Annotated in this window: 12 protein-coding genes; 10 read left to right on the top strand and 2 right to left on the bottom strand. The window is 71.6% G+C overall.

What is annotated here, in order from left to right; all coding sequences use genetic code 11:
* Positions 1–56: 56 nt before the first annotated feature.
* Complete coding sequence (locus OG542_RS22730) at positions 57–737, bottom strand: formylglycine-generating enzyme family protein (protein WP_328413397.1); 681 nt, start codon at positions 735–737, stop codon at positions 57–59.
* Between the two features lie 63 nt (positions 738–800).
* Here OG542_RS22730 and OG542_RS22735 point away from each other — a divergent pair, with 63 nt between their 5' ends.
* The 9 genes from OG542_RS22735 to OG542_RS22775 all read left to right on the top strand — a co-directional run bounded on the left by OG542_RS22735 (position 801) and on the right by OG542_RS22775 (position 11490).
* Positions 801–1259, top strand: coding sequence for a PPOX class F420-dependent oxidoreductase (locus OG542_RS22735; protein WP_328413399.1), 459 nt, complete (start codon positions 801–803; stop codon positions 1257–1259).
* 131 nt (positions 1260–1390) lie between these two features.
* On the top strand, positions 1391–2191 hold the full coding sequence (locus OG542_RS22740; RefSeq protein WP_328413401.1) for a TIGR03084 family metal-binding protein: 801 nt from the start codon (positions 1391–1393) through the stop codon (positions 2189–2191).
* A complete protein-coding gene (locus tag OG542_RS22745) occupies positions 2188–3855 on the top strand; it encodes an acyclic terpene utilization AtuA family protein (protein ID WP_328413403.1) in 1668 nt (555 codons plus the stop codon). Before OG542_RS22740 ends, OG542_RS22745 begins: the two co-directional genes overlap by 4 nt.
* Positions 3852–5450 carry an acyl-CoA carboxylase subunit beta gene (locus OG542_RS22750; protein WP_328413405.1) on the top strand — a complete coding sequence of 533 codons (1599 nt, stop codon included), beginning with the start codon at positions 3852–3854 and terminating at the stop codon, positions 5448–5450. The genes OG542_RS22745 and OG542_RS22750 overlap by 4 nt, the downstream gene beginning before the upstream one ends.
* A gap of 35 nt (positions 5451–5485) precedes the next feature.
* On the top strand, positions 5486–7336 hold the full coding sequence (locus tag OG542_RS22755; protein ID WP_328413407.1) for an acetyl/propionyl/methylcrotonyl-CoA carboxylase subunit alpha: 1851 nt from the start codon (positions 5486–5488) through the stop codon (positions 7334–7336).
* Positions 7337–7391: 55 nt separating this feature from the next.
* A complete protein-coding gene (locus tag OG542_RS22760) occupies positions 7392–8519 on the top strand; it encodes an acyl-CoA dehydrogenase family protein (protein WP_328413409.1) in 1128 nt (375 codons plus the stop codon).
* A 36-nt stretch (positions 8520–8555) separates the two neighbouring features.
* A complete protein-coding gene (locus OG542_RS22765) occupies positions 8556–10160 on the top strand; it encodes a 4-coumarate--CoA ligase family protein (protein WP_328413411.1) in 1605 nt (534 codons plus the stop codon).
* Positions 10157–10891, top strand: a complete 735-nt coding sequence (locus OG542_RS22770; RefSeq protein WP_328413413.1) for an enoyl-CoA hydratase family protein — start codon at positions 10157–10159, stop codon at positions 10889–10891. Before OG542_RS22765 ends, OG542_RS22770 begins: the two co-directional genes overlap by 4 nt.
* The gene (locus OG542_RS22775; protein ID WP_328413415.1) at positions 10879–11490 is read left to right on the top strand and encodes a TetR/AcrR family transcriptional regulator; all 612 of its coding nucleotides are present in this window, start codon (positions 10879–10881) and stop codon (positions 11488–11490) included. Before OG542_RS22770 ends, OG542_RS22775 begins: the two co-directional genes overlap by 13 nt.
* A 46-nt stretch (positions 11491–11536) precedes the next feature.
* On the opposite strand, the gene pdxH is transcribed toward OG542_RS22775, so the two are convergent.
* Positions 11537–12205: a pyridoxamine 5'-phosphate oxidase gene (pdxH, locus tag OG542_RS22780; RefSeq protein ID WP_193479792.1), complete on the bottom strand. Its 669-nt coding sequence runs from the start codon at positions 12203–12205 to the stop codon at positions 11537–11539.
* 286 nt (positions 12206–12491) lie between these two features.
* On the opposite strand from pdxH, the gene OG542_RS22785 reads away from it, so the two are divergent.
* Entirely contained in the window at positions 12492–13592 is a 1101-nt protein-coding gene (locus tag OG542_RS22785) for a citrate synthase 2 (protein WP_328413417.1), read from the top strand.
* The last annotated feature ends 76 nt before the right edge of the window (positions 13593–13668 follow it).

Raw genomic sequence — 13668 nt, forward strand, 5'->3', positions numbered from 1 at the left:
AACCAGACGGCGTGACCGAGAACCGTACACCGAACCACTGCTCGGCGCCGTACTCGTCACGACACCCCTGAGCGCGCGACGCGGAACCCCACGTCATCGATCCGGAACGTCGGATGGCTGCGGCGCCGCACCGAGGCCCGGCAGCTCCAGTGCTCGTCGGACCAGCCGCCGCCCCGCAGCACCCGGTACGTGTCGTAGACCTCGGCGTCGTAGAGGTCCCAGCACCAGTCCCAGACGTTGCCCAGCATGTCGTACAGGCCCCATGCGTTGGCCTGCTTGCCGCCCACGGTGTGGACCCGCTCGTCCGAGTTCCCCCGGTACCAGGCGACCTCGTCGAGCCGGGCATAGCGCGGCCCGGCACTGCCGGCACGGCAGGCGTACTCCCACTCGGCCTCGGTCGGCAGCCGGTACCCGTCGGCGGAGGCGTCCCAGTCGACGGCCTCGTCCTCGCCGCCCAGCCGATACACGGGCGTCAGCCCCTCACCACGGGACAGGCCGTTGCAGAAGCGGACCGCGTCCCACCACGACACACCCTCGACCGGCAGCCGCTCGCCACGAGCGGCACTCGGCCACTCACCGGTGACCTGGGCGTACCACTCCTGAGTCACCGGGAACGCCGACATCCGAAAGGGCGCGACCTCGGTCGTCCAGCTGCGCTGAGTCCGCCGGTCGGACAGCGTCACCGCCCCGGCCGGGACGGCAACCAGCTCGTTCTCCACGTCCACCCCAACTCCCATGCGGGGTGAGCCTATTGGCGCCCGCCATGAAATATCCAAGCCGACACCGCAGTTGACCCGTCCATGACTCAACGCCCCGGCCCCCGCCCCCTGTCCGACGAAGCCCTCTCCGACCTCCTCGGCAAGCAGCAGTTCGGCACGCTCGCCAGTGTCAAGCGCGATGGTCGGCCCCACCTGACCACGATGGTCTACAGCTGGGACCCCGAGGCTCGTATCGTGCGGTTCTCGACGACGGCCGAGCGCGTCAAGGTCAAGCATCTGAGACGCGACCCGCGTGCGGCGTTGCATGTGCAGGGCGGTGACGTGTGGTCGTTCGCCGTCGCGGAGGGCGAGGCGGAGGTCTCCGAGGTCACGACGGTTCCCGGTGACGCGGTCGGGCGGGAGCTGCTCGGGATGATCCCGCAGGCCGCGAAGCCGGAGGACGAGGACGCGTTCCTGGAGGAGCTGGTCGCCGAACACCGGGTGGTGGTCCGGCTGAAGGTGGACCGGCTGTACGGGACGGCGCTCGACATCACCGGATAGACCGACCGGTGCACGCATCCAGACACTCCCCCCTGTTTTCATGCAAGCACGCTTGATTGTTTCTGCCCCCGCTGCCATGCTCCTCAGCACGCCGCACCACCCCGCACACCGCCGTGCCCCAGGGAGCGCCCGTGTCCGATCCGACGTCCGTGATCGACGACCTGCGCGAGGAGAGCGAGGAACTCGACCGCCTCGTGGCCGGGTTGAGCACGCCGCGCTGGGCGCTCGACACCCCCGCCCCCGGCTGGACCGTCGCCCACCAGATCGCCCACCTCGCCTGGACCGACCGCTCGGCCCTGCTCGCCGTCACGGACGCCGACGGCTTCCGGGCCCTGGTCGAGAAGGCCCTCGCGGCACCGGGCACCTTCGTCGACGAGGGAGCCGAGGAGGACGCCGGACTCCCGCCCGCCGAACTGCTCGCACGCTGGCGTGAGGGCCGTACGGCGCTGGAGAGGGCGCTGCGGGCCGCCCCGCCCAAGGCGCGCTTCCCCTGGTACGGCCCACCCATGTCGGCCGCCTCCATGGCGACGGCCCGGCTCATGGAGACCTGGGCCCATGGACAGGACGTGGCCGACGCCCTGGGTGTGGTGCGCCCACCCACCGACCGGCTGCGGCATGTGGCCTGGCTCGGGGCGCGGACCCGGGACTTCGCCTACGGCGCACACGGGCTGACCCCGCCGGCCGACCCCTTCCGCGTCGAACTCCGCGCACCGTCCGGCGATGTGTGGGCGTACGGCCCCGAGGACGCCCCGCAACGCGTCACCGGCCCCGCCCTCGACTTCTGCCTCCTGGTCACCCAGCGCGCCCACCGCACCGACCTCGCCCTGCGCGCCGAAGGACCCGACGCCGACCACTGGCTGGACCTCGCCCAGGCCTTCGCCGGACCGCCGGGCAGCGGCCGTACGCCGAAACCGAAGGGGGAAGCCGGGTGACCCTGCGCATCGGCAACGCCTCCGGCTTCTACGGCGACCGCTTCGACGCCCTGCGCGAGATGCTCACCGGTGGCGAACTGGACGTCCTCACCGGTGACTACCTCGCCGAGCTGACGATGCTGATCCTGGGGCGCGACCGGCTGAAGGACCCGGCCGCCGGATACGCCCGCACGTTCCTGCGGCAGTTGGAGGACTGCCTGGGGATCGCCCACGAGCGGGGCGTCCGGATCGTCACCAACGCCGGCGGGCTCAACCCGGCCGGACTCGCCGACGCCGTACGGCACTTGGCCGACCGGCTCGGCATCCCCGTACGCGTCGCCCACGTCGAGGGCGACGACCTCACCGCCCTCCACCCCGGCAGCCTCGCCGCCCACGCCTACCTGGGCGGATTCGGCATAGCGGCGTGTCTGCGGGAGGGCGCGGACATCGTCGTCACCGGGCGGGTGACGGACGCGGCCCTCGTCACCGGGCCCGCCGCCGCCCACTTCGGGTGGAGGGAAACGGACTACGACCGGCTCGCGGGGGCCGTCGTCGCCGGGCACGTCCTGGAGTGCGGGGCGCAGGCCACCGGCGGCAACTACGCCTTCTTCCGGGACGGCGACGTCCGCCGCCCCGGCTTCCCGCTCGCCGAGCTGCACGAGGACGGCAGCTGCGTCATCACCAAGCACCCCGGCACCGGCGGTTTCGTCGACGTCGGCACCGTCACCGCCCAGCTGCTGTACGAGACGGCAGGCGCCCGGTACGCCGGGCCCGATGTCACCACCCGGCTGGACACCGTACGGCTCGGCCAGGACGGACCCGACCGGGTGCGGATCGACGGCGTGCGCGGAGAGGCGCCCCCGCCCACCCTCAAGGTCGGGCTCAACAAGCTCGGCGGCTTCCGCAACGAGGTCGTCTTCGTGCTCACCGGCCTCGACATCGAGGCCAAGGCCGCGCTGGTGCGGGAGCAGTTGGAACCCGCCCTGGTCAAGGCCGCCGACGTGCGCTGGGAGCTGGCCCGCACCGACCGGCCCGACGCGAGCACCGAGGAGACGGCGAGTGCGCTGCTGCGGCTCGTCGTACGGGACCCGGACCAGGAGACCGTCGGGCGGGCGCTGAGCGGGGCGGCCGTGGAGCTGGCGCTCGCCAGTTACCCCGGCTTCCATGTGCTGGCACCACCGGGGAAGGGCTCGCCGTATGGGGTCTTCGAGGATGTGTACGTCCCCCACGGTGGAGTCGACCATGTGGCGGTCCTCCATGACGGGCGCCGGATTCCCGTGCCACCGGCCCACGACACCGCCGTACTCGACGACGTACCCGAGCCGCCCCTGCCGGAGCCGCCGGCCCCCGGGCCCACCCGGCACGCCCCCCTCGGCCTCGTCGCGGGCGCCCGCAGCGGTGACAAGGGCGGCAACGCCAACGTCGGTGTGTGGGCCCGCACGGACGACGCCTGGCGGTGGCTCGCACACGAGCTGACGACCGAACGATTCCGGCAGCTGATCCCCGAGAGCCACGGGCTGAACGTCACCCGGCACCTCCTGCCTCGGCTCCGCGCCCTCAACTTCGTCGTCGAGGGCATCCTCGGCGCGGGCGTCGCCGCTCAGCACCGCTTCGACCCGCAGGCCAAGGCCCTCGGCGAATGGCTGCGCTCCCGCCACCTGGACATACCGGAGGCCCTCCTGTGACCGTCCTGACCTCCGCGCTCGACCCCAAGAACCCCGACTACCGCGACAACCGCGAGGCGATGCTCGCCAAGCTGGACGAGCTGACCGCCGAGCACGCCAAGGCCCTCGCGGGCGGCGGCGAGAAGTACGTGGCGCGGCACCGCGAACGCGGCAAACTCCTCGCCCGCGAGCGCATCGAGCTGCTCCTCGACCCGGACACCCCGTTCCTGGAGCTGTCCCCGCTGGCCGCCTGGGGCAGCGACTACACCGTCGGCGCCTCCCTCGTCACCGGCATCGGTGTCGTCGAGGGAGTGGAGTGCCTGATCACCGCCAACGACCCGACCGTGCGCGGGGGAGCGAGCAACCCCTGGTCGCTGAAGAAGGCCCTGCGCGCGAACGACATCGCGCTCGCCAACCGGCTGCCCTGCATCAGCCTGGTGGAGTCCGGCGGAGCCGATCTGCCGTCCCAGAAGGAGATCTTCATCCCCGGGGGCGCCATCTTCCGGGACCTGACGCGGCTGTCCGCCGCCGGGATCCCGACCCTCGCGGTCGTCTTCGGCAACTCCACCGCCGGTGGCGCCTACATCCCCGGCATGTCCGACCACGTGATCATGGTCAAGGAGCGGGCGAAGGTGTTCCTCGGCGGCCCGCCGCTGGTGAAGATGGCCACGGGGGAGGAGAGCGACGACGAGTCCCTGGGCGGCGCCGAGATGCACGCGCGCGTGTCCGGCCTCGCCGACTACTTCGCCGTCGACGAGCCCGACGCCCTCCGGCAGGCGCGGCGCGTGGTCGCCCGCCTCAACCACCGCAAGGCGTACGACGATCCGGGCCCCGCCGAGCCGCCCAAGTACGCCGCCGACGAACTCCTCGGCATCGTCCCGAGCGACCTGAAGAGCCCCTTCGACCCGCGCGAGGTCATCGCCCGCATCGTCGACGCCTCCGACTTCGACGAGTTCAAGCCGCTCTACGGGACGAGCCTGACCACCGGCTGGGCCACCCTGCACGGCTATCCGGTCGGCATCCTGGCGAACGCCCAGGGCGTGCTGTTCAGCGAGGAGTCCCAGAAGGCCGCCCAGTTCATCCAGCTCGCCAACCAGCGCGACATCCCGCTGCTCTTCCTGCACAACACCACCGGCTACATGGTCGGCAAGGAGTACGAACAGGGCGGCATCATCAAGCACGGCGCGATGATGATCAACGCCGTCAGCAACTCGAAGGTCCCGCATCTGTCGGTGCTGCTGGGCGCCTCCTACGGCGCCGGCCACTACGGCATGTGCGGACGGGCCTACGACCCCCGCTTCCTCTTCGCCTGGCCCAGCGCCAAGTCGGCCGTCATGGGCCCGCAGCAGCTCGCGGGCGTGCTCTCCATCGTCGCCCGGCAGTCGGCGGCGGCGAAGGGACAGCCCTACGACGAGGAGGCGGACGCGGCGCTGCGCGCCATGGTGGAGCAGCAGATCGAGTCCGAGTCGCTGCCGATGTTCCTGTCCGGGCGGCTGTACGACGACGGCGTCATCGACCCGCGCGACACCCGCACCGTCCTCGGCCTGTGCCTGTCCGCCCTGCACACCGCCCCCTACGAGGGTGCGCGCGGCGGCTTCGGCGTCTTCCGGATGTGAGGGAACCAGTGACCGATGCCGTGAGGGACTTTTCCGTGATCACTTCTGTGCTGGTCGCCAACCGGGGCGAGATCGCCTGCCGTGTCTTCCGTACCTGCCGCGAGCTGGGCATCCGCACCATCGCCGTCCACTCGGACGCGGACGAGGGCGCCCTCCACGCGCGCGTGGCCGACGCGAGCGTACGACTTCCGGGGGAGGCACCCGCCGACACCTATCTGCGCGGCGACCTCATCGTGAAGGCCGCCGTCGCCGCCGGCGCGGACGCCGTGCACCCCGGATACGGCTTCCTCTCCGAGAACGCCGACTTCGCCCGGGCCGTCCAGGACGCGGGCCTGCTCTGGATCGGCCCGCCCCCCGAGGCCATCGAGGCGATGGCGTCCAAGACCCGCGCCAAGCAGCTCATGGGCATCCAGCCCCTCACCCACGTCACCGAAGCCGACCTGCCCGTGCTCGTGAAGGCGGCGGCGGGCGGCGGCGGACGCGGCATGCGCGTCGTACGACGACTCGCGGACCTGGACGCCGAACTGGCCTCCGCACGCGCCGAAGCCGCGAGTGCCTTCGGCGACGGCGAGGTCTTCGTCGAGCCGTACGTGGAGAACGGCCGCCACGTCGAGGTCCAGATCCTCGCCGACACCCACGGCACGATCCGCCCGCTCGGCACCCGCGACTGCTCCCTCCAGCGCCGCCACCAGAAGGTCGTCGAGGAGGCCCCGGCACCCGGACTGTCCGAGGAACTCCAACAGGAGCTGAGCACCCTCGCCGTACGGGCCGCCCGAGCCGTCGACTACGTGGGCGCCGGCACGGTCGAGTTCCTCGTGGCCGACGGCAGGGCGCACTTCCTGGAGATGAACACCCGCCTCCAAGTCGAACACCCCGTGACGGAGGCGGTGTTCGGCCTCGACCTGGTCGGGGAGCAGATCCGCGTCGCAGAAGGCCACCCCCTCGACAACGACCCGCCACGCGCGCGTGGCCACGCCGTCGAGGCCCGCCTGTACGCCGAGGACCCGTCCCGCGACTGGACCCCGCAGACCGGCCGCCTGCACCGACTGTCCGTACCGCAAGGCGTCCGCCTGGACACCGGCTACACCGACGGCGACGACATCGGCGTCCACTACGACCCCATGCTCGCCAAGGTCGTGGCGTACGCCCCCACCCGCGCGGAGGCGGTCCGCAAGCTTGCCTCCGCCCTGGAACGGGCCGTGATCCACGGCCCCGTCACCAACCGCGACCTCCTGGTCGGCTCCCTGCGCCACCGCGAGTTCACCGCGGCCCGCGCGGACACCGGCTTCTATGACCGCCACCTGCCGGAACTGACCGCCTCCGCCGCCGACCCGCACGCCCCCCTGGCCGCGGCCCTCGCCGACGCCCGCACCGGCCCCCGCTCCCGCTTCGGCGGCTGGCGCAACGTCCCTTCACAGCCGCAGACCAAGCGCTACGCGATGGCGGGGGAGGAACACGAGGTCCACTACCGGCACACCCGCACGGACCTGGAGGCGGACGGGGTGCGGGTGGTGCACGCCGAAGAGCACCTCGTACTTCTGGAAGTCGACGGCGTACAGCGCAAGTTCGAGGTGTCCCGCTACGGCGACCAGCTCCACGTCAACACCACCACCCTGACGGCCCTGCCCCGCTTCCCCGACCCGACCGCCCAGCACGCCCCGGGCTCCCTCCTGGCCCCCATGCCCGGCACGGTCGTCCGGGTAGCCGACGGCCTCACCGCGGGAACCCCCGTCAAGGCCGGAGACCCTCTCCTGTGGCTGGAGGCGATGAAGATGCAGCACAAGATCACAGCCCCGATCACAGGAACCCTGAGCGAGCTGCGTGCAGTACCAGGTCAACAGGTAGAGCCGGGCTCACTACTGGCAGTGGTGACAGAGACCCCTTAGGGGCGCGGGGAATTGCGCGACCAGCCACATGCGGCCCGCACCCGAAAGGATTCCCATGGACACCGAAGACCACAAAGCACTACGAGAAGCCGTATCAGCCCTGGGCAAACGCCACGGCCGGGGATCCGATCCCGCACAACTCTGGTCCGAGGCCGGCAAACTCGGCTACCTGGGCGTCAACCTCCCCGAGGCATACGGAGGAGGCGGCGGCGGCATAACCGAACTCTCCCTCGTCCTCGAGGAACTCGGCGCCGCAGGCTGCCCCCTCCTGATGCTGGTCGTCTCCCCAGCAATCTGCGGCACAGTGATCGCCCGCTTCGGCACAGACGCCCAAAAACAGCACTGGCTCCCCGCCTTGGCAGACGGCTCCCGCCTCATGGCCTTCGGCATCACCGAACCCGACGCCGGCTCCAACAGCCACCGCATCACCACCACCGCCCGCCGCGACCAGGACACCGGCGACTGGATCCTCACCGGCCGCAAGGTCTTCATCTCCGGCGTCGACATCGCGGACGCGACCCTCATCGTCGGCCGCACCGAAGACGCCCGCACCGGCCGCCTCAAGCCCTGCCTGTTCATCGTGCCGCGCGACACACCCGGGTTCGGCCGCCGCCTCATCGACATGGAACTCAACGCCGCCGAGAAGCAGTTCGAGCTGACCCTCGACGACGTACGGCTGCCCGCCGACGCCCTCGTCGGCGACGAGGACGCGGGCCTGCTGCAACTCTTCGCCGGCCTCAACCCCGAGCGCATCATGACGGCCGCGTTCGCGATCGGCATGGGCCGCTACGCGCTCGCGCGAGCCGTCGAGTACGCCCGCGACCGACAGGTCTGGAAGACCCCCATCGGCGCCCACCAGGCCATCGCCCACCCCCTCGCCCAGGCGCACATCGAGCTCGAACTCGCCCGCCTGATGATGCAGAAGGCCGCCCACCTGTACGACGCGGGCGACGACACGGGCGCCGGAGAGGCCGCCAACATGGCGAAGTACGCGGCCGGGGAGGCCTGCGTGAAGGCCGTGGACCAAGCCGTGCACACCCTCGGCGGCAACGGCCTCACCCGCGAGTACGGCTTGGCGCAGCTGATAACGGCCGCGCGCGTGGCTCGTATCGCACCGGTGAGCCGGGAGATGATTCTCAACTACGTCTCCCACCAGACTCTGGGCCTGCCCAAGTCGTACTGAAGTCGTACTGAGACGGCCCGCGCGCGAGGAGGAACCATGTTCCGCAGCGAGTACGCAGACGTCCCGCCCGTCGAGCTCCCCATCCACGACGCGGTCCTGGCCCGGGCCGCGGAGTTCGGCGGCATCCCGGCGCTGATCGACGGCACCGACGGCACCACTCTCTCCTACGAGCAGGTGGACCGCTTCCACCGGCGCGTCGCCGCCGGGCTCGCCGAGGCCGGGGTGCGCAAGGGCGACGTCCTCGCCCTGCACAGCCCCAACACCATCGCCTTCCCCACCGCCTTCTACGCCGCCACACGCGCGGGTGCCACCGTCACCACCGTGCACCCGCTCGCCACCGCCCAGGAGTTCGCCAAGCAGCTGACGGACTCGGCGGCCCGCTGGATCGTCACCGTCTCACCGCTGCTCGACATCGCCCGCCGGGCCGCCGAACTCGCGGGTGGCGTACGCGAGATCTTCGTGTGCGACAGCGCCACCGGCCACCGCTCCCTGATCGACATGTTGGCCTCCGCCGCCCCCGAGCCGGTGATCGACATCGACCCCGCCGAGGACGTGGCGGCCCTCCCGTACTCCTCAGGGACCACCGGCACACCCAAGGGCGTGCTGCTCACCCACCGGCAGATCGCCACCAACCTCGCCCAGCTCGACGGAGCGATACCCGCCGGCCCCGGCGACCGCATCCTCGCCGTCCTGCCGTTCTTCCACATCTACGGCCTCACGGCCCTGATGAACGCGCCCCTCAGGAAGGGCGCCACCGTCGTCGTCCTGCCCCGCTTCGACCTGGAACAGTTCCTCGCGGCCATCCAGAACCACCGCATCACCGGCCTCTACGTGGCCCCGCCGATCGTCCTGGCCCTCGCCAAGCACCCGGCCGTCGCGCACTACGACCTGTCGTCCCTGAAGTACATCCTCAGCGCCGCCGCACCCCTGGACGCCCGCCTCGCCGCCGCCTGCTCCGAGCGGCTCGGCCTGCCGCCCGTCGGCCAGGCCTACGGCATGACGGAACTGTCGCCCGGCACCCACGTCGTCCCCCTCGACGCGATGCGCGACGCCCCGCCCGGAACCGTCGGCAAGCTCATCGCCGGCACCGAGATGCGCATCGTCTCCCTCGACGACCCCGGCAAGGACCTCCCCGCCGGCGAGTCCGGCGAGATCCTCATCCGCGGCCCCCAGGTCATGAAGGGCTACCTCGGCCGCCCCGACGCCACCGCCGCGATGATCGACACCGACGGCTGGCTGCACACCGGAGACGTCGGCCACGTGGACGGTGGGGGCACCTCCCGCTCGAGCGAAGCCGAGAGTGGGGGAGGCTGGCTCTTCGTCGTCGACCGCGTCAAGGAACTCATCAAGTACAAGGGCTTCCAGGTGGCCCCGGCCGAACTGGAGGCCCTCCTCCTCACCCACCCCGGCATCGCCGACGCCGCCGTCATCGGCATGTACAACGACGACGGCAACGAGGTCCCGCACGCGTACGTGGTCCGCCAGCCGGCCGCCACCGACCTCTCGGAAGCGGAGATCATGATGTTCGTCGCCGAACGCGTCTCCCCCTACAAACGGATCCGGCACGTCACCTTCATCGTCGGCGTCCCCCGCGCGGCCTCCGGAAAGATCCTCCGCCGACAGCTCAGGGAGCGCGCATGAGCCTCGTGACGCGCACGCGCACGCGTGCGGTCGAAACCCTCACCCTCGACTCACCGCACAACCGCAACGCCCTGTCGGCGTCCCTGGTCGGCGAACTCGCCGAAGGGCTCACGGACGCCGGCAAGGACACCGGCGTCCGCGCCATCGCCCTCACCCACACCGGCAACACCTTCAGCGCCGGCGCCGACCTCAAGGACCCCCCACCCCCGGACGCACTCGTCGCCCTGCTGCGGCAGATCATCGAACTGCCCAAGCCGGTCGTCGCCCGCGTCACCGGCCACGTCCGCGCGGGCGGACTCGGCCTGCTGGCCGCGTGCGACATCGCCGCCGCCTCCACCGAGGCCACCTTCGCCTTCACGGAGGTCCGCATCGGCGTCGCCCCCGCGGTCATCTCCCTGCCACTGCTCCCGCGCACGGACCCGCGCGCCCTGGCCCGCTACTACCTCACGGGCGAGCGTTTCGACGCGTCGGAGGCAACCCGCACGGGCCTGCTCACCACGCACGGCGCAGACGTGGACACCACCCTGGCCCCCATCCTGGACGGCCTGCGCAAATCGGCCCCCGACGCGCTGGCCGAGACGAAACGGCTGCTCACGGCTAGGGTGCTGGAAACCTTCGACCGGGACGCGGCCGACCTGACCGCGCTCTCGGCCCGGCTGTTCTCCTCCCCGCAGGCCCGCGAGGGGATGACGGCCTTCCTCGAACGACGGGATGCGGCATGGGCGGTGTGAGCACGGTCGACCGTGCGGAGAGAGTCCCCAAGCAGGACCGCAGCCGGGCCACCCGGCAGCGGCTCCTGGAAGCCGCCGTGGCCTGCCTCGCCGAACACGGCTGGGCCGGCTCCACCGTCTCCGTCGTCGCCGAACGCGCCGGCGTCTCCCGCGGCGCCGCCCAGCACCACTTCCCGACCCGCGAGGACCTCTTCACGGCGGCCGTCGAGTACGTCGCCGAGGAACGCTCGACGGCCCTGCGCGCCCTGTTCCCCGAGGGCGCGTCAGGAGACCGCCACGCGGTCGTCGCCGCCCTGGTCGACCTCTACACGGGCCCCCTCTTCCGCGCCGCCCTCCACCTCTGGGTCGCCGCCTCCAACGAGGACCAGCTCCGCCCCCGCGTCACCGAACTCGAATCCCGCGTAGGCCGCGAGACCCACCGCATAGCGGTCGACCTCCTCGCCGCCGACGAATCCGCCCCCGGCGTCCGCGAAACCGTCCAGGGCCTCCTCGACATGGCCCGAGGCCTCGGCCTCGCCAACCTCCTCACCGACGACACGCCCCGCCGGGAACGGGTGGTGGCGCAGTGGGCGGGCCTGCTGGAGGAGACGCTGGGCTGAGGGGGCGTATCAGGGGGGCCTCCTTCAGTGACACCGCCGAGATTCCTCAAGGACTGAGCCGCTCCACCCGCCAGCTCCCGTCCGGCTGCTCCACGTAGCGCAACCGGTCGTGCAGCCGGTTCTCGCGGCCCTGCCAGAACTCCACCGTCTGCGGGGCCACGCGGAAGCCTCCCCAGTTCGGCGGTACGGGCACCTGCTCGCCCTCCGGATAGCGGGCGGCCAGTTCGGCGTACGCGTCGTCGATGTCGGCACGGGAGGAGATCACAGAGGACTGGGCGCTGGCCCACGCGCCCAGCTGTGAGCCGTGCGGCCGGGTCCGGAAGTACGCCGCCGTCTCGTCCCGGCCGGTGCGCCGCGCGACACCGGTGACGAGGACCTGCCGGGCCATCGGATGCCAGGGGAACAGCAGCGAGACGTACGGGTTCTCCGCGAGGTCGCGGGCCTTGCGGGAGTCGTAGTTCGTGTAGAAGACGAAGCCCTGCTCGTCGAAGTGCTTCAGCAGAACGGTACGGGCGCTGGTCCGCCCCTCGGCGTCGGCCGTGGAGACGATCATGGCGTTCGGTTCGAACAGCCCGCCGTCCGTCGCGGCCTGCTTGAACCAGCGCGCGAACTGCTCGACGGGGGTGGCGGCCAGCTCGGTCTCGGAGAGCCCCTCGGCCCGGTACTGCTTGCGCATCGAGGCCAGATCGAAGGGGACGGCGTCGCGGTCGGTCACCCGGTCATCTTGCCGTATGGACGGTGTCCTTCGTCACTGAGTGGCACTGAGTGCCGTGACCCCTCCCCAACGGTGGCACTCGGGGATATCGTTCTGATGCCGTTCGGGTTGGGTGACCGCCAGCCGCACGGGGCATCACAGGGGGAGACCGGCCAGGACCGCGAGTCGCCGCAACGACCGTGGATCCACCGGACGGTCGCCCGCTTCGCAAGGCTGACTGACACATGGTTCACACGTCTCACCCCACCAGACACCATCTGTCACTTACATCACGAGGAGCCGCCTGATGTCCGACTTCGTACCCGGGCTCGAGGGAGTAGTCGCGTTCGAGACGGAGATCGCCGAACCGGATAAGGAGGGCGGCGCACTCCGGTACCGGGGCGTCGACATCGAGGACCTCGTCGGGCATGTCTCCTTCGGCAACGTCTGGGGCCTGCTCGTCGACGGCGCCTTCAATCCCGGCCTGCCGCCCGCCGAGCCGTTCCCCATCCCCGTCCACTCCGGGGACATCCGCGTCGACGTCCAGTCGGCCCTGGCCATGCTGGCCCCGGTCTGGGGCCTCAAGCCGCTCCTCGACATCGACGAGGAGCAGGCCCGCGCCGACCTGGCCCGCGCCGCCGTCATGGCACTCTCCTACGTCGCCCAGTCGGCCCGGGGCCAGGGCCTGCCCATGGTCCCGCAGCGCGAGATCGACAAGGCCCAGTCCGTCGTCGAACGCTTCATGATCCGCTGGCGCGGCGAGCCGGACCCCAAGCACGTGGCGGCCGTGGACGCGTACTGGACGAGCGCGGCCGAGCACGGCATGAACGCGTCCACGTTCACGGCCCGCGTGATCGCGTCCACGGGCGCGGACGTGGCGGCGGCCCTCTCCGGCGCCGTGGGGGCCATGTCCGGCCCGCTGCACGGCGGTGCCCCCTCCCGCGTCCTCGGCATGATCGAGGAGATCGAACGCACGGGCGACGCCGAGGCCTATGTGAGGAACGCGCTCGACAAGGGCGAGCGACTCATGGGCTTCGGCCACCGCGTCTACCGCGCCGAGGACCCCCGCGCACGGGTCCTGCGCCGCACCGCCCGCGAACTGGGTGCCCCCCGCTTCGAGGTCGCCGAGGCCCTGGAGAAGGCGGCCCTCGCGGAACTCCACGCCCGCCGCCCCGACCGCGTCCTCGCGACGAACGTCGAGTTTTGGGCGGCCATCGTCCTGGACTTCGCCGAGGTCCCGGCGCACATGTTCACGTCGATGTTCACCTGCGCCCGCACGGCCGGCTGGTCCGCCCACATCCTCGAACAGAAGCGCACGGGCCGCCTGGTCCGCCCCTCGGCCCGCTACGTCGGCCCGGGCACCCGCGACCCCCGCGAGATCGAGGGCTACGGGGACATCGTCCACTGACGCGAACGCAGACGACCCGCGAGCCTGGTCCTCCGGAGGAGGGCCGGCCGGACGTACCGGCGGCTCGCGGGTCGGG

It is taken from the genome of Streptomyces violaceus (assembly GCF_036014075.1).
Taxonomy (GTDB): domain Bacteria; phylum Actinomycetota; class Actinomycetes; order Streptomycetales; family Streptomycetaceae; genus Streptomyces; species Streptomyces violaceus.